The following is a 19,764-nucleotide window of genomic DNA, read 5'->3' as shown; positions in this document are numbered from 1 at the left end:
GGGGGCGGGCCTCACGGCCCGCCCCCTTCACGTGTTCCCGCCTAGCTGCGCGAGGCGCGGCGGCGCATCACCAGCACCACGGCGATGCCGCCGGCCAGCACGACCACGGCGATCATGCCGATGCCGAGCCCGGCGAAGCCGGTGTTGGCGAGGCCCGACGAGCCGCTGCCGCCCGCACCCGGCGCCGGAGCGCTGGTGGCACCCGGGTCACCCGGCGCCGGAGAGCCGCTCGGCGCCGGCGTGGGCGTCGCGGTCTCGGTCGGCGTGGGGGTCGGCGTCGGAGCGGCCTGGGTCGTGGTGACCGAGACCAACGTCGAGAGACCGGTGTCGCCGTAGGCGACCGTGCCGAGGAAGCGGGCCGGGCCGTCGAGGTCGGTCCAGCTCACGTCGTAGCTCGTGGCCTGACCCGAGACCAGGTCGAGCGAGGCCGGCGCGGTGAGCGCACCGGGGGTCTCGCCGACCCCGAGCAGGTACTCGACCAGGTCGAACACCGACGCGTCCGAGCCGTCGGTCACCGAGAAGATGTCCACCGTCACCCGGTAGGTACCGGGCTCGGGGTTCTCGATGTCCACGCGCTCGTCGGCCGATCCGGTCGCCGAAGTGTAGGAGGTGACGGGCTTGCCGTCCTCTCCGATCCGGTCGACGTAGAGATCCAGGTCGTCGGTGTCAGTGAGGGCGTCGAGGTCGAACCTCGCGAACGAGGTTCCCTCCTCGACCGTCACCGTCGACTCGAAGGTCTCGCCCTTGGGCAGCGACCCGGAGTGGCCGTCGCCGGCGCTGGCGTCCTCGACGAGGGTTCCCTCGGCGAGGCCGGTGACGGCGAGCGGCAGGTTGCCGTCGATGCCGGGCGTGACCGGCACCGAGACGGTGCCCGAGTTGCCCTCGCCGGAGACCTCGTAGGGCACCGCCAGCGCGACGGGGCGCACGGCCACAGGGCTGCGCACCTCGCCGGTGTCACCCGACCAGACGAGGTAGCCGGTGGCGAACTCGTCGAGCGGGGCGTCGGCCACGTCGAAGGTGACGGTGTAGCTGGCGGTCTCGCCGGCCGCGCCGAACGACAGCGTCGAGGGCGTGACCGTGGTCTCGACCCCCGGGATGTCGAGCGACGCGGTGTAGCTGCCCGCGGCGGTCGAGGTGACCGTACGGGTGACCGTCTGCAGCCCGGCCAGCGAGCCGATGGCGATCGAGGGCTGGTTCAGGTCGGACGGGTCGATCGGCTCCACGCCGAGCGGCTCGGGGAAGACGTAGCCCTCACCGAGCAGGAAGGCATACCAGTCCTGCGGCCCGCTGTCGTAGACGAGTCCCGGGTCGAGCATGCGGCTCGGGTCGACGTGACCCGCACCCTGCGCGAACACGTCGCTCGAGGCCGACCCGTCCTGCTCGACCGAGTCGTACGCCGAGGTCATCATCGACGACTTGATGGTCGAGACCGAGGCGTTCGGGAACTTCGTCAGGTAGAGCGCCGCGAGACCGGCCACGTGCGGCGCGGACATCGAGGTGCCCGACTCGAACTGGAAGTTCGGGTCGTCGCCCTGCTGGTTCGCGCCGTCGGCCAGGATCGACACACCGGGAGCGGTGATGTCGGGCTTCAGCACGTCGGCGGTGTCGGCCTCGGCCGGCCCGCGGGACGAGAATCCGGCGACCTGGGGAACGGGGCGCTCCTCACCGGAGGTGTTGCCCTCGACGAGCGTCGCTGTGGCGCCGGCGGTGGCCGCGTAGGCGTAGATCGCGTCGTAGTGGTCGGAGTCGATCTGGATGGACGGCACCGAGTGGTCGTCGGCGTGGTTCGCGTTCGGGAACGGGTTCACCAGCAGCATGCCGACACCGCCCGCGCGGGCGACCTCGGCCGACTTCGAGACGCGGGCGGTGACGCCGGCCTCGCAGACGACGATCTTCCCGGCGGTGAGCGCGGGCGAGAGGCTGCCCGTCTCGCAGATGGTCGGGTCGACGTCGCCGTCGTCGCCGCCCACGTCGTCGCCGAGCGCCAGCGGAGCCGTCACGGGCTCGTGCACCGTGATCGAGGCGCCGGCGAACTTCTCGCCGTTGCCGAGCTCCGCGGTCGCCGTGTAGGTCGGGATCGACGAGGCCGCCACGGTGGTGTACCAGGGGGAGGCGTGGTCGAGCGTGCTCGCGCCGGGGCCCGAGTTGCCGGCCGAGGCCGAGACGAAGACGCCCGCCGCCGCCGCACCGAAGAACGCCTGGTCCTCCAGGGCGAAGGTGGAGGTGGCCGCGCCGCCGCCGATCGAGTAGTTGATCACGTCGACGCCGTCGGCCACGGCCTGCTCGATCGCCGCGAGGATCGACTCCGTGTAGCAGCCGTCGTCGGTCTCCTTGCCGTTGCCGTTCCAGCAGACCTTGTACTCCGCGACCTTGGCGGCCGGGGCGACACCGGAGATGTCGCCGAAGTCGTAGTCGCCGATGGTGGCGTCGACGTCGGCGTTGCCCGCCGCGGTCGAGGTGGTGTGCGAGCCGTGGCCGTCGCCGTCGCGCGGCGAGAGGAACTCGGGGCGATCGGGGGTGCCCACCAGGTCGTAGAGCGACTTGGGCAGGAACCAGCTGGCGCCGATGAGCTTGGTGTTGCACTCCTCGCCCGTCCACTGCTGGTCGCCGTCCAGGCCGGGCTGGCAGATGCCGGAGTAGGTCTGGCCGTCGGACTTCTCGAACACGATGCGGTCGCCGTCGAGGTAGGGCTCGGCGCCTTCCGCCGTGCCCAGGGTGTCGCCCGCGAAGGAGGGGTTCTCGGGCGCGATGCCGCTGTCGATGTCGCCGACGACGATGCCCGCACCGGCCTGCGACTGACCGCCGAGCTCCGACCAGAGGCCGTCGTCCCCGCTCAGGCCGAGGAAGTCGGTGGAGGACTGCTGTCCGGTCTCGGGGAACGGCGTCAGGGCCGCGGCCTCCACCGGTGCCGTGGGAGCGGCGGCGGGAGCCCGGTCGAGGTGCTTGACCTCGGACTTGGTGACGGCCGCGACGTCGCGACGGTTCGCGAGCTCGGCGGCCTGGTCGGCGGTGAGGTTCGCCGAGAATCCGTTCAGGGTGAGCGTGTAGCTGTAGCCGACCGAGGCGCCGACCGACGAGGCCACGGCGTCCTGCTGGTTCTGCAGGTGCGCCGAGTACGCCTCGACCGCCGGGGCCGCGGCCTCGAGCTGCTGACCGCCCTCGGGGGCGGTCTGCGCGAAGCGCTGGTCCGACCCGGTGTAGGTGGCCGCGGGGTCGTCGACCAGGGTGACGATGTAGGTGCCGTCGACGTAGCTCACCGGCACGGAGGGGCCGACGGGCGGCTTCACGGCCGAACCGGCGGGCGCCGCCGAGGCGCTCGAGAAGGCGAACGAGCCGGCGGCGATGATGCCGGCGACCGCGACGAGCGCGGCGGCCTGCCGGGAACGGCGGCCTCGTGGCCCCCCGCCCGGATCGGATCGGAACAGAGGACGCGCGGAGGCAAGGGGCACGTAGGGCTGCTTTCTCAAGGGGATAATCGATGAACATCACAGAACGATGTGAGTGTCCGTTGATTATGCGGAGAATCTCAGCCGAAGTGAAGTCTGTTGATTTCGTTCACATTCGAGTACAGTCCACCCCCGGATGGGGGAGAGGCGGTGCGGGGGAGGAACGCCGAAGGGGGCGCCCCGGTCGGAGCGCCCCCTGGGGGAAGAGCGAGGTGGGAAGAGCGAGGATCAGGCCTCGACGTCGCCGCGCCAGGCGCCCGTCTCCGAGCCCTGCGACTCGATGAACTCCTTGAACTTCTCGAGGTCCTTCTTCACCGCGTGAGTCGGCACGCCGACGGCCGAGCCGATCTTCTCGACGATGCCCTCGGGCTCCCAGTCGATCTGCACGGTGACGCGGGAGGTGGTGTCGCTGAGCTTGTGGAAGGTCACGACGCCAGCGTGGTCGACCTCGCCGCCGGTGCTCGTCCAGGCGACGCGCTCGTCGGGGTGCTGCTCGCTGATCACGGTGTCGAACTCGCGCTCCTGGCCGGCGATGTTCACCTTCCAGTGGGTGTGGGTGTCGTCCTGCTGGTCGATCGTCTCGATGAAGTCGAGGAACTTGGGGAACGACTCGAACTGGGTCCACTGGTTGTACGCAGTGCGCACGGGGACCTCGACGTCGACGGTCTCGATGATCTGGGCCATGAGGGCACTCCTTCTTCGTGTTCATCTCTGGGTGTACTCCCCACCCAACGACGTCCGGGGTCCACTGCCAACCGACGCACACCCAGCACTCAGGCTCGGCTCAGTCGTGCCCTCGGAACTCGTCGGCGACCAGGATGTCGCGGCGGAAGTGGCCGGTGCGGTAGGCCGCTCGGCCCACCATGTGCGCCGAGACCGGGGCCGTGAGGCTCTGGAAGAAGATGATGGCGACCGCCAGGGTGATCGTCACGAGCGACGGGTTCGACACCGCCACGTCGGCCACGATCGCGATGACGCCGAGGATCTGCGGCTTCGTGGCGGCGTGCAGGCGCGACAGCACGTCGGGGAAGCGCAGCAGGCCGACTCCGGCGGCGAAGCACATCAGCGCGGCGACGAGCACCAGCACCCCCGTGATCACGTCGCGGAGGTCGATGCCGTCGAAGCCCCACTCCAGGCCGCTCACGTGTCGTCCCTCGCCGAGAGGAACCGGGCGACCGAGACCGAGCCGACGATGCCGAACAACGCGAGCCCGAGCAGCACGGGCATCGTGTCGGTGTGCCGGTTGATGGCCATCTCGGCCCCGATGGCGCAGATGGCGGTGGCCACCAGCACGTCGGAGGCGATGATTCGGTCGAGTGCGGACGGGCCGCGGATGATGCGCACGAGCGCCCCGATGGCGCCCGCGCCCATCAGCAGCCCGGCGACGATGACGACGACGATCACGAGGCGTCCTCCTCTGCGGATGCGGATCCGGATCCCGATGCGGATGCGGGCCCGGATGCGGATGCGGATGCGGCGGTTCCGCCCTCCGCCAGCCGCGCCAGGTCGTCGGCCGACCCCGCCGCGCGGATCAGCCGCCGCTCGGTGTCGAGCACCTTCTGCTTCAGCGCGGGGATCTCCTCCACCGACTTCACGTTCAGCGCGTGCAGGTAGAGCGTCGAGGCGTCCCGGTCGATGTCGAGCACGATCGACCCGGGCACGAGAGAGACCGCCTCGGCGGTGAAGGTCATGATCAGGTCGGAGCGGGTGCGCAGCTGCACCGCGATCACCGCGTTCGACGGCCGGTAGCCCGGCCCGAGGGCGATCCAGGCGATCTGCAGCGAGGCCACGACGATGTCGCCGAGCAGCCGCAGCACGAACAGCAGCCCGAACCAGAGGTTGATCCTCCCGCTCAGCCGCACGGCGGGCAGATAGAAGACGCGCGAGACGAGCAGTGCGAGGGCCACCCCGGTCACCAGGGCGAGCCAGGTGACCTGACCCCAGATCAGCACCCAGATCAGCACGAGGCCGAGGAAGGGCACCAGTCCGCTGACGATGCGGGCGATCATCCGACGCCCCCTTCGTCGACCGAGATCGGCACCAGCGCGCCCTCGGGGAAGACCGAGTCGACGTAGGGCTCGGGGGTCGAGACGTTGCCGGCCGCGCGCTGGGCGAGGTCGAACAGCGGCCCGGCGAAGACCGTGAGGCAGAGGGTGAGCGCCATCAGCCCGGTGGCGGCGCCGATCATCAGCGGCGAGGTGCGGGTCTTGGTGTCGGTCGAGGTCGCCGTGCCGGTCATGGTGCCGACGGAGCCGGTCGGGCCCTCCTGCAGCGACTCGATCAGCGGCGACTCGTAGCCCTCCACGTCCTTCTTGGGGCGCCAGAAGGCCATGTTCCACACGCGCATCAGGGCGTAGAGCGTGAGCAGCGAGGTGACGATGCCGGCGCCGATCATCACGTAGACGAGCGGGTTCGGGCTCGCGGCGCCCGCCTCGAACAGCCCGACCTTGCCGAGGAAGCCCGAGAACGGGGGGATACCGCCGAGATTGAGGGCCCCGATGAAGAACAGCACCGCGACGAACGGCGCCGCCTTGAGCAGCCCGCCGAGCTCGGTGATCGACGTCGAGCCGCCCTTCCGCTCGATCAGGCCCACCACGAGGAAGAGGGCCGTCTGCACGAGGATGTGGTGCACGATGTAGTAGATCGTGGCGCCCGAGGCCAGCTCGGTGCCGATCGCGACGCCGAAGATCATGTAGCCGATGTGGCTGACGAGCGTGAACGACAGCAGCCGCTTCACGTCGGCCTGGGCAAGGGCGCCGAGGATGCCGATGAGCATCGTCAGCCCGCCGACGATCAGCAACGGCACCTGCAGCGGCACCTCGAAGAAAAGCAGCTTGTCGGTGCGGATGATCGCGTAGACACCCACCTTGGTGAGCAACCCGGCGAACACCGCCGTGACCGGCGCCGGCGCCGTGGGGTAGGAGTCGGGCAGCCAGAACGAGAGCGGGAACACCGCCGCCTTCACCGCGAAGCCGATCAGCAGGGCTGCGCAGAGGATCATCTGCACGTCGAGCGGCAGCTCCCGGATGCGGTCGCTGAGCAGCGCCATGGTGACTGTGCCCGTGGCGCCGTAGATCAGCGCGATCGCGCCGAGGAAGAGCAGCGACGACACCAGGCTCACCACGACGTAGGTCACACCGGCCCGGATGCGCGACCCGGTGCCGCCGAGGGTCAGCAGCACGTAGCTGGCCGCGAGCAGCATCTCGAAGCCGACGTACATGTTGAACAGGTCGCCTGCGATGAAGGCGTCGAACAGTCCGGCGGCCAGGATCAGGTAGGTCGGGTGGAAGATCGACACCGGGGTGTCGCGGTCGCGGTCGGCGTAGCCCTGGCCGACGGCGAACACGAGCACGCCGAGCAGCACCAGTGCCGAGACCACGACCATGATCGCCGAGAGCCGGTCGACCACCAGCACGATGCCGAACGGCGGCTCCCAGCCGCCCACCTTCACCACGGCGGGCTTGCCGGTGCTGTCGACGATCGCGAGCAGCACGGCCGCCGCGGCGGTCACCGCGGTGAGTGCGAGCACGCTGATCAGGATCTGCAGCCGCGGGTGGCGGCCGAGGATGAGGGTGACCGCCGCTCCGACGAGGGGGATGATCACCAGCAGGGGCACGAGGGTGTTCGTCATCGCATCACGTCCCGGTCGCGCTCGCTGGGTTCCTCGCCGGCCGAGCCCGACGCGCTGTCGTCGTCGCCGAGGTCGCTGCCCTCGTCGAGGATCGTGCGCACCGCCGCGTCGTCGTCCTCGAGCGAGGCGTGGAACACGCCGGCCTGGCCGATCTCCATCGCCTCGTCCTCGTCCTCGTCGGCCGCCACGTCGTCGCCCTCGTCGCCGAGGTTCGACAGCCACCAGGAGCGGTAGATCAGCGCCAGGATGAACGCGGTCACGCCGAAGTTGATCACGATCGCCGTGAGCATCAGCACCTGGGGGATGGGGTCGACCGTGTCGGCGCCGTTCCCGTCGACGATCGGCGAGTCGCCCGCCCGCCCCGACATGATGAAGATCAGCAGGTTCGTGGCGTTGCCCACGAGCAGGAAGCCGATCAGGATGCGCGTCAGGCTCTTCTCGAGCATCACGTACACCCCGGCGCCGTACATCACAGCCATCAGCACCACGAGGGTGATCGACGCGCTCATCGGGCCTCCTCCGCGGTGACCGAGTGCTCGTCGGCGTGGTCGCCGCCGCCCTCGGCCTCGGCCTGCTGCCGGTCGACCTCGCCACCGAGCGCGCGCAGCACGTCGAGCACGACGCCGATGACCACGAGGTAGACGCCGATGTCGAAGATGGTGCTGGTGCCGAAGGAGACGTGGCCGAGCAGGGGCAGGTCGGCCTCGAAGTAGGCCGAGGTGAGAACGTCGGCGCCGAGGAAGAGGCTGCCGACGGCGGTGCCGGTGGCCAGCAGCATGCCGGTGCCGAGCAGCGCGCCCGGCCCGATCGGCAGCGTCTCGCCGATCTCGTAGCGGCCGCCCGCGAGGTAGCGCGCGATCAGCGCGAGCCCCGCGACCAGGCCGCCGGCGAAACCGCCGCCCGGGGCGTTGTGGCCGGCGAAGAGCAGGTAGACCGAGACGACGATCGCGGGGTGGAAGATCAGCCGCACGAGCACCTCGAGGATGAGCGAGCGGTTCTCGGGGGCGAGCGTGCGGCCGCCGAGGAGCCAGGAGTGCTGCCGGTCATCCGGAGCCTCGGAGGAGGTGTGCGGGTCGTTGACGAGCTTCACGCGCTGAGTGGTCTGCCGGCGCTTCCGCGACTCGCGGAGCCGCGGCATGCTGACGTTCCGGCCCGTGACGAAGAGCAGGCTCGCGACGCCGGTGGCGACGACGACGAGCACCGAGAGCTCGTTCATCGTGTCCCAGGCGCGGATGTCGACGAGCATCACGTTCACGATGTTCCTGCCGTGGCCCTCCTCGACCGAGAGCCGAGCCAGCTCGTCGGTGAGGGTGCCGGCCTGGCGGGCGCCCAGGGCGACCAGCCCGGCGACGCCCATCGTGACGCCCACCAGGGCGCCGATCGCGATGCGGCGGCCGCGCTTCATCGGCTTGTTGTGCTGTGCGATGCGCGGGGGGAGGCGGCGCAGCACCAGCACGAAGACGACGATCGTGACCGTCTCGACGAGGGCCTGCGTGAGCGCGAGGTCGGGCGCCCCGTGGAACGAGAACAGCACCACGAGCCCGAAGCCGGTGGCGCCGACCAGCAGAACCGCGGCGAGGCGGTGGGTCGCCCGCGCCGCCATGATCGCGGCGGCCCCCATGGCCGCGGCCACGAAGACCTGCGCCGGGTAGTCGAAGAGCACGAACTCGGTCGGCCAGGTGCGGTTCAGCGCCGTCGTGGCACCGAGGCAGAGCACGAAGACCAGCAGGATCGTGCTGAGGTACTGCGGCAGGCCGCCCTTCTGGGCGAACAGCGTGACCCGCGCGGCGGCCGCGTCGACGGCCCGCACGATGGCCCAGTAGCTGCGCGAGGCGTCGACGACGACCGGCACCTTCTTCTGCAGGCGGCTGAAGCGGGCCCGCACGGCGAACAGGCCGAGGCCCGCCGCGATCACCAGCACCGAGATGCCGAGTGCCGGCTCGAAGCCGTGCCAGAGCGCGAGGTGGTAGTCGCCCTCGCCCGGCACGGTGTCGGCGTAGCCCTCCAGGGCGTGGCCGATGGGGGCGGCGAGGAAGCCTCCGGCGATGGTGGCGACCGTGAGCACGACGGGGGCGATCAGGATGAGCGGGTCGGGCGAGTGGTGGTCGTGCGGGGCCGCGGCGGCACGCGCATCCGTCGCCCTGTCACCACCGACGGCGTGCTTGGTGCCGAAGGCGCCCCAGACGAAGCGGGCGCTGTACGCGACCGTGAGGATCGAGCCGAGCGTCACGCCGACGAGCGCCACCCACCCCCAGGGCTCGCCGTGCTCACCGGCCTCGAGGAATGCGCTCAACACGGCCTCCTTCGAGACGAAGCCGAGGAGCGGCGGGATTCCCGCCATCGACGCCGCCGCGATGATCGCCACCGCGGCCAGCACCGGCCGCCGCCGGCCGAGCCCGGAGATCTCGCGCAGGTCGCGGGTGCCCTCGTCGTGGTCGACGATCCCGACGACGAGGAAGAGGGTGCACTTGAACAGGGCGTGGGCGAGCAGCAGCGCGGCGCCCGCCAGCGCGGCGTCGCGCGAGCCGAAGCCCACGACGACCGTGAGGAAGCCCAGCTGGCTGACCGTGCCGTAGGCGAGCAGCAGCTTGAGGTCGTTCTGGCGCAGCGAGCGCCAGGCGCCGAGCAGCATGGTCCAGACGCCGATCACCACGAGCACCTCGGTCCACCCCGGGGTGTCGGCGTAGCCGGGGGCGAGGCGGGCGATCAGGTAGATGCCCGCCTTGACCATGGCGGCCGCGTGCAGGTAGGCGCTGACGGGGGTCGGCGCGGCCATGGCCGCCGGCAGCCAGAAGTGGAACGGCACCAGCGCCGACTTCGACAGGGCCCCGGCCAGGATGAGCATGATCGAGGTGGTGACGAGGGCGCTCGCCGCGGGCGGCTCGGCGACGATGGCGGCGATCGACGTGGTGCCCGCCGCCGTGCTCAGCAGGATGACGCCGACCAGCATCGCGAGCCCACCGAAGGTCGTCACGAGCAGCGCCTGCAGGGCGGCGCCGCGGCTCTCCTTGCGCTCGGTGTAGTGGCCGATCAGCAGGTAGGAGAGCACGCTCGTGATCTCCCAGAACATGAACATGACGTAGATGTCGTCGGCGGTGACGAGGCCGTACATCGTGCCCGCGAAGGCGAGCAGGAGGGCGGCGAAGCGGCCGAGAGAGGGCTCGTCGGTCGAGAAGTAGCGCGCGCAGTAGATCAGCACGAGGGCGCCGACGCCCGTGACCACGAGGGCGAGCAGCCAGCCGAGGGTGTCGACGCGGAAGCTCAGGGCGATGCCGAGCTGCGGGATCCACGGCACCGACTGGGCGACCTCCTCGCCCGCCAGCACGCGACCGCTCTGGCTCAGCGTGTACACGAAGGCACCCGCCGGCAGCAGGGCGACGAGGTAGAAGACCCGCGTCGACAGGATGCGCGTGAGAAGCGGAGTGAGCGCTGAAAGTCCCGCGAACAGCAGCAGGACCAGGATCACGCGGACTCCTCATGTCGGGGAGAGGGCAGGGCTCCTAGTCTACCCGGCGCTGGGTAGGCTCGGCCCATGAGCTCCCTGGCCGTGCATCCGATCGATCCTGCCGACGGCGGCCCGTACTCGGTCGCCGTGACCTCCGACGGGGCCGTGTGGTGCTCGCTCGTGCACGCGGGAGCGGTGCTGCGGAGAGACCCCGACGGGTCGGTCGTGGTGCTCTGGCTCGGGGACTCCTCGCAGCCGGCGCAGGTGGCCGCCGCGGGCTCCGACTCGGTGCTGGTCGCCGACATGGCCGCGAACGCGGTGCTGCTGGTCGGGCCGACGGGCGTGCTGCGGCGCACCGACGCACCGTCGCCCGGTGCGCAGCCCTACGGCGTGACCTCGCTGCACGACGGCACCGCCTGGTTCACCGAGATGGGCAACGACTCGCTCGGCCGCATCGGCATCCTGGGCGGGGTCGCCGAGTTCGCCACTGGCACCCTCGACGGCGTCGTCTCGATGGTCGCGGCCTCGGGCGACTCGCTCTGGTTCACCGCGAACCAGGCGAACGTCGTGGGCTACGTGCGGGGGGCGGATGCGGTGCCGGCGCTGTTCCCGCTGCCGACGTCCGAGGCGGGGCCGGTGGGCATCGTGGTCGGCGACGACGGGGCGGCGTGGTTCACCGAGATCCTGGCCGGGCAGATCGGGCGGGTCGACCGGGCGGGGCGGGTGGTCGAGCATCCGCTGCCCGACCGGCACTCGAAGCCGCACGCGATCGTGCGGGACGCGCGGCCGGACGGTGGCTGCTGGTTCACGCTCTGGGGGTCGAACGAGCTCGGGCACGTGACGCTCGACGGGTCGTTCTCGTTCGTGTCGCTCGCGGAGACGGGGCACGAGGAGCCGCACGGGCTCGCGGTCGGCGCGGACGGGACGGTGTGGGTCGCGATGGAGACCGGGGCGCTCGTGGCGGTGACGCCGTGACCGGGGAGGCGGAGGAACGTCGCCTCGCGGCCATCGAGGCGACGGGGCTGCTCGGCACGGGCCCGGAGGAGCGCTTCGACCGCATCACCCGGCTCGCCCAGGAGCTGCTCGACGCCCCGATGTCCTACCTCAACCTCGTCGACGACGTCTCGCTGGTGGTCAAGTCCCCGCAGGCCGTCGGGGAGCCCGCCCCCCGCTACCCCTACGGCACGGCCTTCTGCGAGTACACCGTGCACGGCAAAGGGTTGTTCGAGGTGCCGGATGCGCAGTCCGACCCGCGCTTCGCGCACACCCCCGCGGTGACCGTGTTCGGGGTGCGCTCGTACGCCGGCGTGCCGCTGCGCACCGACGACGGCGAGGCGGTCGGCACGCTCTGCGTGATGCACCCGGAGGCGCGGACACTGAGCGCCGACGAGCGAGCGCGGCTCGGCGAGCTCGGGCGGTGGGCCGAGGGGGAGCTGCGGATGGGCGCGGGCTCGCCGGGCCGGCGTTCGGGCTCGGGTGGGGCGGGCTCGGGCGTGCACTCGGAGGGGGCGGTGTCGGCGCTGTCGCTTCCGCTGGGGGAGATCAGCGGCGACCTGTACGCCTGGCAGCGCACCGGATCGGGCCTGACCGTGACGGTGGGCGACGTGATGGGGAAGGGCGTCGTGGCCGGCTCGGTCGCCGACGAGCTGCGGGCGAGCCTGGCTTCTTCGTCGTCTTCTGCCTCCGGCCCCGCCGTCGCGCTGTCGCGGGCGGCCGCGTCGCTCGAGCCGAGGCTCTCCTCGCTCGGAGCGTTCGTGACGCTGTTCCACGCGCGCATCGACGACTCGGGGCGCGTGGACTACGTCGACGCCGGGCACGGCCTGACCCTGATCGTTCCGGCGTCGGACGGGGACCCGGTCGAGCGGCTGGCCTCGCGCGACCTGCCGCTCGGGGTGCAGGACGCCGCCTCGGGCTGGGCCCCGCGCACGGTGCAGCTGCAGCCCGGTGACACCCTGCTCTCGGTGACCGACGGCGTGCTCGAGCTCGACGACTCCACGCTCGACTCGCTGCTGCGTCTCGCCGACGAGCTCCGGGCACGGCCCGACGTCGGCGGGTTCCTCGACGGCGTGGCCGCGCGGGTCGAGGTCGCCGCGGTCGACGACGACGTGACGGTGCTGGTGGTGACCCTTCCCGAGCGCTAGCGTTCGGCTGAGCCGGTGCTGGTGGTCGCCGCGCGCTCGCGCTAGCGTTCGGCCATGACCATGCGCCTGGAACTCGTGCCCATCGCCGTGACCGACGTCGACGCCGCCATCGCCTTCTACCGCGACGTGGTGGGCTTCATGCTCGACCACGACGTCTCACCCGGCAACGGGATGCGCGTCGTGCAGCTCACCCCGCCGGGCTCGGCCTGCTCGATCGCGTTCGGTGTCGGCATGGGCAGTGGCGGGCCCGTCTCGAACCTCCACCTCGTGGTCGATGACGTCGAGGCGGAGCGGGCCGCCCTCGTCGGCCGCGGCCTCGCCGTGAGCGAGGTGCAGGACATGGGCGGCGTGCTCTACGCCTTCTTCGCCGACCCCGACGGCAACACCTGGGCGCTGCAGGAGATCAGGGTGACGTCACTCGAGAGCTGAGGCGATGGCGGCGAGGAGCTGCGGTGTCGTCGGGACGCCGGCCGCGCGCATCCGCTCTTCGCCGTCGGGGCCCGCGATGATCACGGTGGGGGTGGCCAGGATGCCCGCCCGCTCGCTCTCGTCGGGGGCGGTCGCGACGTTGACCTCGTGCCAGGCGATGCGATCGCCGAGCAGCTCCTCGACCCGCTCGAGGGACTGGCGCGTGCTCGCGCAGGCGCCGCAGAAGCTCGACGAGTAGAGCGTCAGGCTCAGTTCGGGCATGGTTCCTCCTCTCCTGCACAACGCTCGGTGGGGCTTCGTTCTTCCCCAGGCGGCCGCTCCAACCGGGCCGCGGGCGTGCCGACGATAGGATCGATTGTCAACTGGAGGGAATCCACATGCCAGCGATCGTCTTGATCGGCGCCCAGTGGGGCGACGAGGGCAAGGGCAAGGCCACCGACCTGCTCGGCAGCCGTGTCGACTACGTCGTGAAGTTCAACGGCGGCAACAACGCCGGCCACACCGTGGTCGTCGGCGACAAGAAGTACGCGCTGCACCTGCTGCCGTCGGGCATCCTGACCCCCGGGGTCACGCCGGTCATCTCGAACGGCGTCGTCGTCGACGTCGAGGTGCTGTTCCACGAGCTCGAGGCGCTGGGCTCGCGCGGCGTCGACGTGTCGAAGCTGCTCGTCAGCGCGAACGCCCACGTCATCACGCACTACCACCGCACCATCGACAAGGTCACCGAGCGCTTCCTCGGCAAGCGGCAGATCGGCACCACCGGCCGCGGCATCGGGCCGGCCTACGCCGACAAGATCAACCGCGTCGGCATCCGGGTGCAAGACCTCTTCGACGAGGGCATCCTGCGGCAGAAGGTCGAGGGGGCGCTCGACCTCAAGAACCACATCCTGGTGAAGGTCTACAACCGGCGCGCCATCGCGGCCGAGGAGGTCGTCGACGACCTGCTCTCGTACCGCGAGCGGCTGCGGCCGATGGTGGCCGACACGGCACTGGTGCTCGACCGCGCGCTCACCGCCGGCAAGACCGTGCTCTTCGAGGGCGGTCAGGCGACCATGCTCGACGTCGACCACGGCACCTACCCGTTCGTCACCTCGTCCAATGCCACCGCGGGCGGTGCCTCCACCGGCTCGGGCGTCGCCCCGAACCGCATCGACCGGGTGATCGCCGTGGTCAAGGCCTACACGACCCGCGTCGGCGCCGGCCCGTTCCCCACCGAGCTGCACGACGAGTCGGGCGAGTTCCTGCGTTCGCGCGGCTTCGAGTTCGGCACCACCACCGGCCGGCCGCGCCGCACCGGCTGGTACGACGCCCCGATCGCGCGCTACACCTCGCGCATCAACGGTGTCACCGACTTCGTGCTCACCAAGCTCGACGTGCTCACCGGCCTGTCGACCATCCCGGTCTGCGTCGCCTACGACGTCGACGGCGAGCGGGTCGACGAGGTGCCGGTGTCGCAGAGCGACTTCCACCACGCGAAGCCCATCTACGAGGAGTTCGAGGGCTGGTCGGAGGACATCACGGGTGCCCGCACCTTCGACGACCTCCCTGCCGCGGCCCAGCGCTACGTGCTGGCGCTCGAGGAGATGAGCGGCTCGCGCATCTCGGCCATCGGCGTCGGCCCCGATCGCGACGCGATCATCACGCGGCACGACCTGCTGAACTGAGGGCTGGCGCCCTCTCGGCGGTCGGTGAGGGCGCTCAGCGCTAGCGCTGAGCGCGGGGGAGGCGGGCGGCGGCGAGGCTGATCGCGATGGCGACGGCCGCGCCGAGGAGCGTCTCGAGGGTGCGGTCGCGGAGCATGCCGAACTCGTCGACCGGATGCGCGAGCTGCGCCATGATCAGCGCCAGCGGCGTCACGAACACCACGGTCACCGCGTAGTTGCGCCCGATGAACAGTTCGGCGCCGACCTGCAGCAGCACCACCACGACCACGAGCGCCAGCGTCGACCCCTCGCCGAGCACGGCCGGGGAGGCGATCGCGAGCAGCACGGCGGCGACACCGACCCCCACCAGGGTTCCGAGCACCCGCTGGCCGGCCCGGACGAGGTGCCCCGCCGTGTCCGCGGCGCCGAGCGCGGCGACCGCCGCGACCATCGCCCAGTACGGATGACCGAGCCCCGTCGCCGTCGGGATCGCCCCCGCGACCAGCACGGCGAGCCCGACCGACGCGATCTTGCGGGCCTGGCCGGGCCTTGCGGCCACCGCCCGGAACGACACGGCCATCGTGGTGGCCGGGCGCATCCGGGCCGACGGTCGCACGGCGCCGACGGTCGAGACGAGCATCGCGAACAGGGCGCTCGCGGTCGCCAGCCCGAGCGCGACCAGCACCGTCGCGGGCTCGGCGGGCACGGATGCGCAGGCTGCCAGCGCGAAGACGAAGAAGAGCGCGCCGGGCGGGTGCCAGTCCAGGGCGTCGGCCACGAAGGCGAGCCCCGCTGCGACCACGGCGACCACCGGCACCACGAGCCACTCGCGCTCCGGGGAGACGCCGATCGCCGTTCCCAGCACGACGACTCCGATCAGGGCGATCGCGGCGGCCGCCTGCATCCGCAGGCGGGTGAAGTGCGTGTGGCTGCGGCCGTAGAGCGCGGTGAAGGCGCCGAACACCGCGTAGAGCGAGAGGTCGATGCGGCCGACGGCGTACAGCGTGAGGAGCGGCACGGCCATCGCGATGCCGGCCCGGAGGGCGACGCGGTGGGCGCCGGCGTGCGGGCCGAGCTCGACGAGACGGCGGGGGTGGGGCAGCAGACCGGTGGAGATGGGGTGGCCTTTCGATGACGGAGCGAGCAGCAGGGGCGGGTCTCCGTCGACCGAAAGTAATTCACTCGTGAACTATCCTAGACTGCCTCCATGGATGCTGCTCCGGAATCGGGCGCGCGGGACGTGGTCGACGAGATCCGCGCGGGCTGGGCCGGGCTGCGGCCGGAGCTCGACACGAGCGCGGTCGACGTCGTCGGGCGGGTGCTGCGCGCTGCGGCCGTGATCACGCGCCGGGGCGACGAGGTGCTTTCCGGCTCCGGCCTCGGGCGCGGGGAGTTCGACATCCTCGCGGCGCTGCGGCGGGCGGGGGAGCCGCGCTCGCCCGGGGCGCTGCGCACGGTCTCGCTCGCGACCGGCCCGGCCACCACGAAGCGACTGCAGGCACTCGAGGCGCGGGGCCTCGTGGCGCGCACCCCGAACCCCCACGACGGCCGTGGCGCCCTGATCGCCCTCTCGCACGATGGGGAGCGGCTGATCGACGAGGTCTTCCCTCAGCTGCTCGCCGTCGAGTCCCAGCTCGTCGCCGGCATCCCGCCCGACGAGCTCGCCGTCGTCGTCGCGGCGCTCCGCCTCACGGTCGCGAGCGTCGAGAGGGCGTGACGCCGCCGGAGGGGGGCGGGTCAGACGACGGTGTAGCCGGCCGGGAGGGTGCCTCGGCCGGTGAGGGCGAGCAGCAGCTGCTCCGCGTCGCCGCGGGTGGCCGCGACTCCGGCCGCGAGTGCGAGGGTCGCGGCCACGCAGGCCGCCGGCTGGCCGTGCGGGATGCCGGTCGCCCGCGTGATGTCGATCGAGTGCACGACCAGCTCGAACACGCGGGTGCGCAGGTACTCGGGGAGGGCGATGCCGAGGCCGCCGATCGAGACGATGCGCTCGGCCGGTGCGGCGTCGACCAGGGCCATGGCGCGGCCGAGAGCATCCGCCACCGCCTGGGCCGGGTCGTCGCCCAGCCAGACGCCCGCCTCGACGCCCCGCGCCGCGACCGCCGCCGGATCGGTGAGATCGCGGTAGACGCGGGAGTAGTAGTGCTCGGCGTCGGGCACGTTCTCGAAGCCCGGGTCGTCGAGCCGCAGATAACTCTCGACGGTCAGGATCGCGCGGGTCGTGTGCCCCACGAGCGACCGCAGGGACCACTCGCCGAGCGCGACGGTCTCCCACGCGTCGTCGGGGATGCGCGCGACGAGCGCGTGGAACGCGGTGGCGGAGTGGAGGAACGCGGCGGCACTGCCCATCTGCCCATCGTGGCACGCCTGCGGCCCCGCGCACGACGCCGGTGCCAGACTTGGGGCATGAGCGCGGTGCGACCCGACCCTGACCAGGCCCTCGAGGGGCGGTACGTGCGGCTGGAGGGGCTGACCCACGAGGTGCTGCCTGAGCTGTACGCCGCCATCGGGCATCCCGAGGTCTTCGCCGGAGGCTACGGCGGCGGCCCCCAGGGCTACCGCGACAGCGTCGAGGGCTTCGTGGAGTTCGCCGAGGGCTACTACCAGTGGGGGCGGGGCAACCCGTACGTGATCCGCCTGGTGGGCGGGCCCGACGCGGGCCGGGTCGTGGGCACGACGACGCTCGGCGACTTCGAGCCGGCGTTCGAGGCGGCCCACATCGGCTGGACGGCGTACGACCCGCGGGTCTGGGGCACGGTCGTGAATCCTGAGGCGAAGCTCCTCCTTCTGGGTGCGGCGTTCGAGCAGGGGTTCGGGCGGGTAAAGATTCAGGCGGATGTTCTGAACAGCCGCTCGCGGGCGGCCATCGCGAAGCTCGGTGCCACCTTCGAGGGCATCGTGCGGCGCGACCGTCCGCGGGCCGACGGGTCGTGGCGCGACTCCGCCGTGTTCTCCGTCATCGTCGACGATTGGCCCGCCGTGCAGGCCGGTCTGCGCGAACGTGTGGAGAACCAGGGCGGCGGGCGAGCTGTGCAGCTGTAGTCCTCCTGTGCAGCTGTGGTCCCCTGTGCAGCTGTAGGACAGTGGGCGAAGGGTTCCTGGGAAACGGCGAGCCGTGACCGGGCGCCTCCGAGAAGTGGTGAACTAGAGGCATGGAAGCTATCTACACTGCAATCGCCCATGCCTCCGGTGGCGGCCGCGACGGCCACGTCCGCAGCGAGGACGACCGTCTCGACTTCGACACCCGCCCGCCCAAGGAGATGGGTGGCTCGGGTGAGGGCACCAACCCCGAGCAGCTCTTCGCCGCCGGCTACTCCGCCTGTTTCCTCGGCGCCGTGCACGCCGCCGGTCGCGAGCTGAAGCTCGACACGAAGGACGCGGCGGTCTCGTCCAGCGTCTCGATCGGCTCCAACGGTGAGGGCGGCTTCGGCCTCGCGGTCGAGCTCGACGTCTACGTGCCGAACGTGTCGCCGGAGGAGGCCCGTCAGGTCGCCGACAAGGCGCACACCATCTGCCCCTACTCCAATGCCACCCGCGGCAACATCGAGGTCACGGTCAACATCGTCGAGTAGTCGATGACGGATGCCCGGGCCGACGCCCGGGCGACGCCTCAGCGAGGCGATCCTGCCTAAGACGGGGTGCACGACTGCCAAAGCGTGCACCCCGTCGCCGTACCCGGCACCGATGTCGGAGCCTCGCGCTACTGTCGCAGAGTGAGCTCGAACCGTCTGTCCATCGCCCTGCAGTTCTCGGCGCTCGGGCTGCTCTGGGGTGCGAGCTTCCTGTTCATGAAGGTCGCCCTCGGCGGGGTCTCGTTCGGGCAGGTCGCGTGGACGCGACTGGTCCTCGGCGCCCTGACGCTCGGTCTCGTCATGCTCGTGCTGCGCACGAAGCTGCCGCGTGAGCCCATCGTCTACCTGCACTTCGTGGTCATCGGCGCCTTCGGCTGCGCCATTCCCTATCTGCTGTTCGCGTGGGCCGAGCAGTACGTCACGTCCGGTCTCGCGAGCATCTACAACGCGGTCACCCCGATCACCACGGCGCTCATGGTGACGCTGGTGTTCCGGGTCGAGAAGCTCGACCGCTCGCGGGTGCTCGGGGTCGTGGCGGGCATCTTGGGCGTCATCGTCATCATCGGGCCGTGGAGCTTCGTGGCGAGCGAGGCCGCGCACGGCGATCTGCTGCTCGAGCTCGCGGGGCAGCTCGCCTGCATCGGCTCGGCCGTCTGCTACGGGTTCACCTTCGGCTACATCCGCCGGTTCATCAGTAACCGGCACCCGGTCTCGGGGCTGACGGCGGCGTTCCTGCAGGTGGGGATGGGAGCCGCCATCCTCCTGGTGCTGACGCCGTTCGTGGCGCTCGGGCCGATCTCGCTCGACCTGCCGATCGTGCTGAGCCTTGTGCTGCTGGGGGTGCTCGGCACCGGGCTCGCCTACTACTGGTACATGAACATCCTGAACGCCTGGGGGCCGACGGCGACGTCGACCGTCACGTATCTCACGCCGGTGGTGGGGGTGGCGCTCGGCATCCTGCTGCTCGGCGAGACGCTCAGCTGGAACGCGCCGGTCGGTGCGGTGATCGTGTTCGCGGGAATCCTGCTGGCGCAGGGGCGGCTGCGGCTGCCGCACCGGCGTGGGCCCGGGAGCGGGCGTGTCGCCCGCGATGCCGAGAAAGCGGCCGCCGAAGCTGGCTAGAGTCGTTCTCATGGTGAACGAGCACGAGATCGGCGAGGCAGACGTCTACGGGCAGCTGGAGGGCATCCGCCAGTCGATCGACAACATCGACGCGGCCCTCATCCACATGCTCGCCGAGCGGTTCAAGTTCACGCAGACGGTGGGGCGGTTGAAGGCCGACCACGGGCTGCCGCCCGCCGATCTCGAGCGCGAGCAGCGGCAGATCACGCGCCTGCGCGGGCTCGCGGAGGAGTCGCATCTCGACCCGGCCTTCGCCGAGAAGTTCCTCAACTTCATCGTCGCCGAGGTCATCCACCACCACGAGCGCATCGCGGCGAAGGACGCCTAGCCGGCCCGCC

20 protein-coding genes are annotated in these 19,764 nt (G+C 71.3%); 9 read left to right on the top strand and 11 right to left on the bottom strand.

Annotated elements, in window-relative coordinates:
* Window positions 1–41: 41 nt before the first annotated feature.
* From BJ984_RS02450 to BJ984_RS02415, 8 genes are all read right to left on the bottom strand, one after another.
* On the bottom strand, window positions 42–3,449 hold the full coding sequence (locus BJ984_RS02450; RefSeq protein ID WP_179546682.1) for a S8 family serine peptidase: 3,408 nt from the start codon (window positions 3,447–3,449) through the stop codon (window positions 42–44).
* A 225-nt stretch (window positions 3,450–3,674) separates the two neighbouring features.
* Window positions 3,675–4,130 (bottom strand): SRPBCC family protein, encoded by a 456-nt coding sequence (locus BJ984_RS02445; RefSeq protein ID WP_173182324.1) that lies wholly within the window; start codon window positions 4,128–4,130, stop codon window positions 3,675–3,677.
* 100 nt (window positions 4,131–4,230) lie between these two features.
* A complete protein-coding gene (gene mnhG / locus BJ984_RS02440; RefSeq protein WP_271206369.1) occupies window positions 4,231–4,590 on the bottom strand; it encodes a monovalent cation/H(+) antiporter subunit G in 360 nt (119 codons plus the stop codon).
* Complete coding sequence (locus tag BJ984_RS02435) at window positions 4,587–4,850, bottom strand: MrpF/PhaF family protein (protein WP_271206368.1); 264 nt, start codon at window positions 4,848–4,850, stop codon at window positions 4,587–4,589. The genes mnhG and BJ984_RS02435 overlap by 4 nt, the downstream gene beginning before the upstream one ends.
* Window positions 4,847–5,455: a Na+/H+ antiporter subunit E gene (locus tag BJ984_RS02430; protein WP_179546681.1), complete on the bottom strand. Its 609-nt coding sequence runs from the start codon at window positions 5,453–5,455 to the stop codon at window positions 4,847–4,849. Before BJ984_RS02430 ends, BJ984_RS02435 begins: the two co-directional genes overlap by 4 nt.
* Window positions 5,452–7,077 carry a Na+/H+ antiporter subunit D gene (locus tag BJ984_RS02425; RefSeq protein ID WP_179546680.1) on the bottom strand — a complete coding sequence of 542 codons (1,626 nt, stop codon included), beginning with the start codon at window positions 7,075–7,077 and terminating at the stop codon, window positions 5,452–5,454. The genes BJ984_RS02430 and BJ984_RS02425 overlap by 4 nt, the downstream gene beginning before the upstream one ends.
* Window positions 7,074–7,586: an NADH-quinone oxidoreductase subunit K gene (locus tag BJ984_RS02420; RefSeq protein ID WP_179546679.1), complete on the bottom strand. Its 513-nt coding sequence runs from the start codon at window positions 7,584–7,586 to the stop codon at window positions 7,074–7,076. Before BJ984_RS02420 ends, BJ984_RS02425 begins: the two co-directional genes overlap by 4 nt.
* A complete protein-coding gene (locus BJ984_RS02415) occupies window positions 7,583–10,543 on the bottom strand; it encodes a Na+/H+ antiporter subunit A (protein ID WP_179546678.1) in 2,961 nt (986 codons plus the stop codon). The genes BJ984_RS02420 and BJ984_RS02415 overlap by 4 nt, the downstream gene beginning before the upstream one ends.
* A 66-nt stretch (window positions 10,544–10,609) precedes the next feature.
* On the opposite strand from BJ984_RS02415, the gene BJ984_RS02410 reads away from it, so the two are divergent.
* Genes BJ984_RS02410 through BJ984_RS02400 form a run of 3 tightly spaced genes read left to right on the top strand, consistent with a single transcriptional unit; the run spans window position 10,610 to window position 13,092 of the window.
* Entirely contained in the window at window positions 10,610–11,497 is an 888-nt protein-coding gene (locus tag BJ984_RS02410) for a Vgb family protein (protein WP_179546677.1), read from the top strand.
* Window positions 11,494–12,663, top strand: coding sequence for a GAF domain-containing SpoIIE family protein phosphatase (locus BJ984_RS02405; protein WP_179546676.1), 1,170 nt, complete (start codon window positions 11,494–11,496; stop codon window positions 12,661–12,663). The genes BJ984_RS02410 and BJ984_RS02405 overlap by 4 nt, the downstream gene beginning before the upstream one ends.
* A gap of 54 nt (window positions 12,664–12,717) precedes the next feature.
* On the top strand, window positions 12,718–13,092 hold the full coding sequence (locus BJ984_RS02400; RefSeq protein ID WP_179546675.1) for a VOC family protein: 375 nt from the start codon (window positions 12,718–12,720) through the stop codon (window positions 13,090–13,092).
* Here the strand turns inward: BJ984_RS02400 and BJ984_RS02395 are convergent.
* Window positions 13,078–13,353, bottom strand: a complete 276-nt coding sequence (locus BJ984_RS02395) for a thioredoxin family protein (protein WP_179546674.1) — start codon at window positions 13,351–13,353, stop codon at window positions 13,078–13,080. The genes BJ984_RS02400 and BJ984_RS02395 overlap by 15 nt on opposite strands.
* A gap of 116 nt (window positions 13,354–13,469) precedes the next feature.
* Between BJ984_RS02395 and BJ984_RS02390 the strand changes: the two genes are divergently transcribed.
* Window positions 13,470–14,756 (top strand): adenylosuccinate synthase, encoded by a 1,287-nt coding sequence (locus BJ984_RS02390; RefSeq protein WP_173182339.1) that lies wholly within the window; start codon window positions 13,470–13,472, stop codon window positions 14,754–14,756.
* Between the two features lie 40 nt (window positions 14,757–14,796).
* On the opposite strand, the gene BJ984_RS02385 is transcribed toward BJ984_RS02390, so the two are convergent.
* Window positions 14,797–15,759: an FUSC family protein gene (locus tag BJ984_RS02385; RefSeq protein WP_179546673.1), complete on the bottom strand. Its 963-nt coding sequence runs from the start codon at window positions 15,757–15,759 to the stop codon at window positions 14,797–14,799.
* 183 nt (window positions 15,760–15,942) lie between these two features.
* Here BJ984_RS02385 and BJ984_RS02380 point away from each other — a divergent pair, with 183 nt between their 5' ends.
* Window positions 15,943–16,452 carry a MarR family winged helix-turn-helix transcriptional regulator gene (locus BJ984_RS02380; protein ID WP_179546672.1) on the top strand — a complete coding sequence of 170 codons (510 nt, stop codon included), beginning with the start codon at window positions 15,943–15,945 and terminating at the stop codon, window positions 16,450–16,452.
* Between the two features lie 20 nt (window positions 16,453–16,472).
* On the opposite strand, the gene BJ984_RS02375 is transcribed toward BJ984_RS02380, so the two are convergent.
* Entirely contained in the window at window positions 16,473–17,081 is a 609-nt protein-coding gene (locus tag BJ984_RS02375; protein ID WP_179546671.1) for a maleylpyruvate isomerase N-terminal domain-containing protein, read from the bottom strand.
* A 57-nt stretch (window positions 17,082–17,138) separates the two neighbouring features.
* Between BJ984_RS02375 and BJ984_RS02370 the strand changes: the two genes are divergently transcribed.
* The 4 genes from BJ984_RS02370 (at window position 17,139) to BJ984_RS02355 (ending at window position 19,754) form a co-directional block, all read left to right on the top strand.
* Window positions 17,139–17,774 (top strand): GNAT family N-acetyltransferase, encoded by a 636-nt coding sequence (locus BJ984_RS02370; protein WP_179546670.1) that lies wholly within the window; start codon window positions 17,139–17,141, stop codon window positions 17,772–17,774.
* Between the two features lie 110 nt (window positions 17,775–17,884).
* On the top strand, window positions 17,885–18,304 hold the full coding sequence (locus tag BJ984_RS02365) for an organic hydroperoxide resistance protein (RefSeq protein WP_179546669.1): 420 nt from the start codon (window positions 17,885–17,887) through the stop codon (window positions 18,302–18,304).
* Window positions 18,305–18,445: 141 nt separating this feature from the next.
* Window positions 18,446–19,426: a DMT family transporter gene (locus BJ984_RS02360; RefSeq protein WP_271206366.1), complete on the top strand. Its 981-nt coding sequence runs from the start codon at window positions 18,446–18,448 to the stop codon at window positions 19,424–19,426.
* Window positions 19,427–19,436: 10 nt separating this feature from the next.
* Window positions 19,437–19,754 carry a chorismate mutase gene (locus BJ984_RS02355; protein ID WP_179546668.1) on the top strand — a complete coding sequence of 106 codons (318 nt, stop codon included), beginning with the start codon at window positions 19,437–19,439 and terminating at the stop codon, window positions 19,752–19,754.
* Window positions 19,755–19,764: the final 10 nt, after the last annotated feature.

The organism is Herbiconiux flava, from assembly GCF_013409865.1.
Lineage (GTDB): Bacteria > Actinomycetota > Actinomycetes > Actinomycetales > Microbacteriaceae > Herbiconiux > Herbiconiux flava.
This window is presented reverse-complemented; position numbering and strand designations above follow the sequence as displayed.

Coding starts and splice junctions, on each gene's coding strand:
- BJ984_RS02400 (WP_179546675.1), top strand. CDS start 12,718: ATGACCATGCGCCTGGAACTCGTGCCCATCGCCGTGACCGACGTCGAC.
- BJ984_RS02445 (WP_173182324.1), bottom strand. CDS start 4,130: ATGGCCCAGATCATCGAGACCGTCGACGTCGAGGTCCCCGTGCGCACT.
- BJ984_RS02355 (WP_179546668.1), top strand. CDS start 19,437: ATGGTGAACGAGCACGAGATCGGCGAGGCAGACGTCTACGGGCAGCTG.
- BJ984_RS02425 (WP_179546680.1), bottom strand. CDS start 7,077: ATGACGAACACCCTCGTGCCCCTGCTGGTGATCATCCCCCTCGTCGGA.
- BJ984_RS02365 (WP_179546669.1), top strand. CDS start 17,885: ATGGAAGCTATCTACACTGCAATCGCCCATGCCTCCGGTGGCGGCCGC.
- BJ984_RS02420 (WP_179546679.1), bottom strand. CDS start 7,586: ATGAGCGCGTCGATCACCCTCGTGGTGCTGATGGCTGTGATGTACGGC.
- BJ984_RS02410 (WP_179546677.1), top strand. CDS start 10,610: ATGAGCTCCCTGGCCGTGCATCCGATCGATCCTGCCGACGGCGGCCCG.
- BJ984_RS02375 (WP_179546671.1), bottom strand. CDS start 17,081: ATGGGCAGTGCCGCCGCGTTCCTCCACTCCGCCACCGCGTTCCACGCG.
- BJ984_RS02370 (WP_179546670.1), top strand. CDS start 17,139: ATGAGCGCGGTGCGACCCGACCCTGACCAGGCCCTCGAGGGGCGGTAC.
- BJ984_RS02430 (WP_179546681.1), bottom strand. CDS start 5,455: ATGATCGCCCGCATCGTCAGCGGACTGGTGCCCTTCCTCGGCCTCGTG.
- BJ984_RS02395 (WP_179546674.1), bottom strand. CDS start 13,353: ATGCCCGAACTGAGCCTGACGCTCTACTCGTCGAGCTTCTGCGGCGCC.
- BJ984_RS02385 (WP_179546673.1), bottom strand. CDS start 15,759: ATGGCCGTGCCGCTCCTCACGCTGTACGCCGTCGGCCGCATCGACCTC.
- BJ984_RS02380 (WP_179546672.1), top strand. CDS start 15,943: ATGGATGCTGCTCCGGAATCGGGCGCGCGGGACGTGGTCGACGAGATC.
- BJ984_RS02390 (WP_173182339.1), top strand. CDS start 13,470: ATGCCAGCGATCGTCTTGATCGGCGCCCAGTGGGGCGACGAGGGCAAG.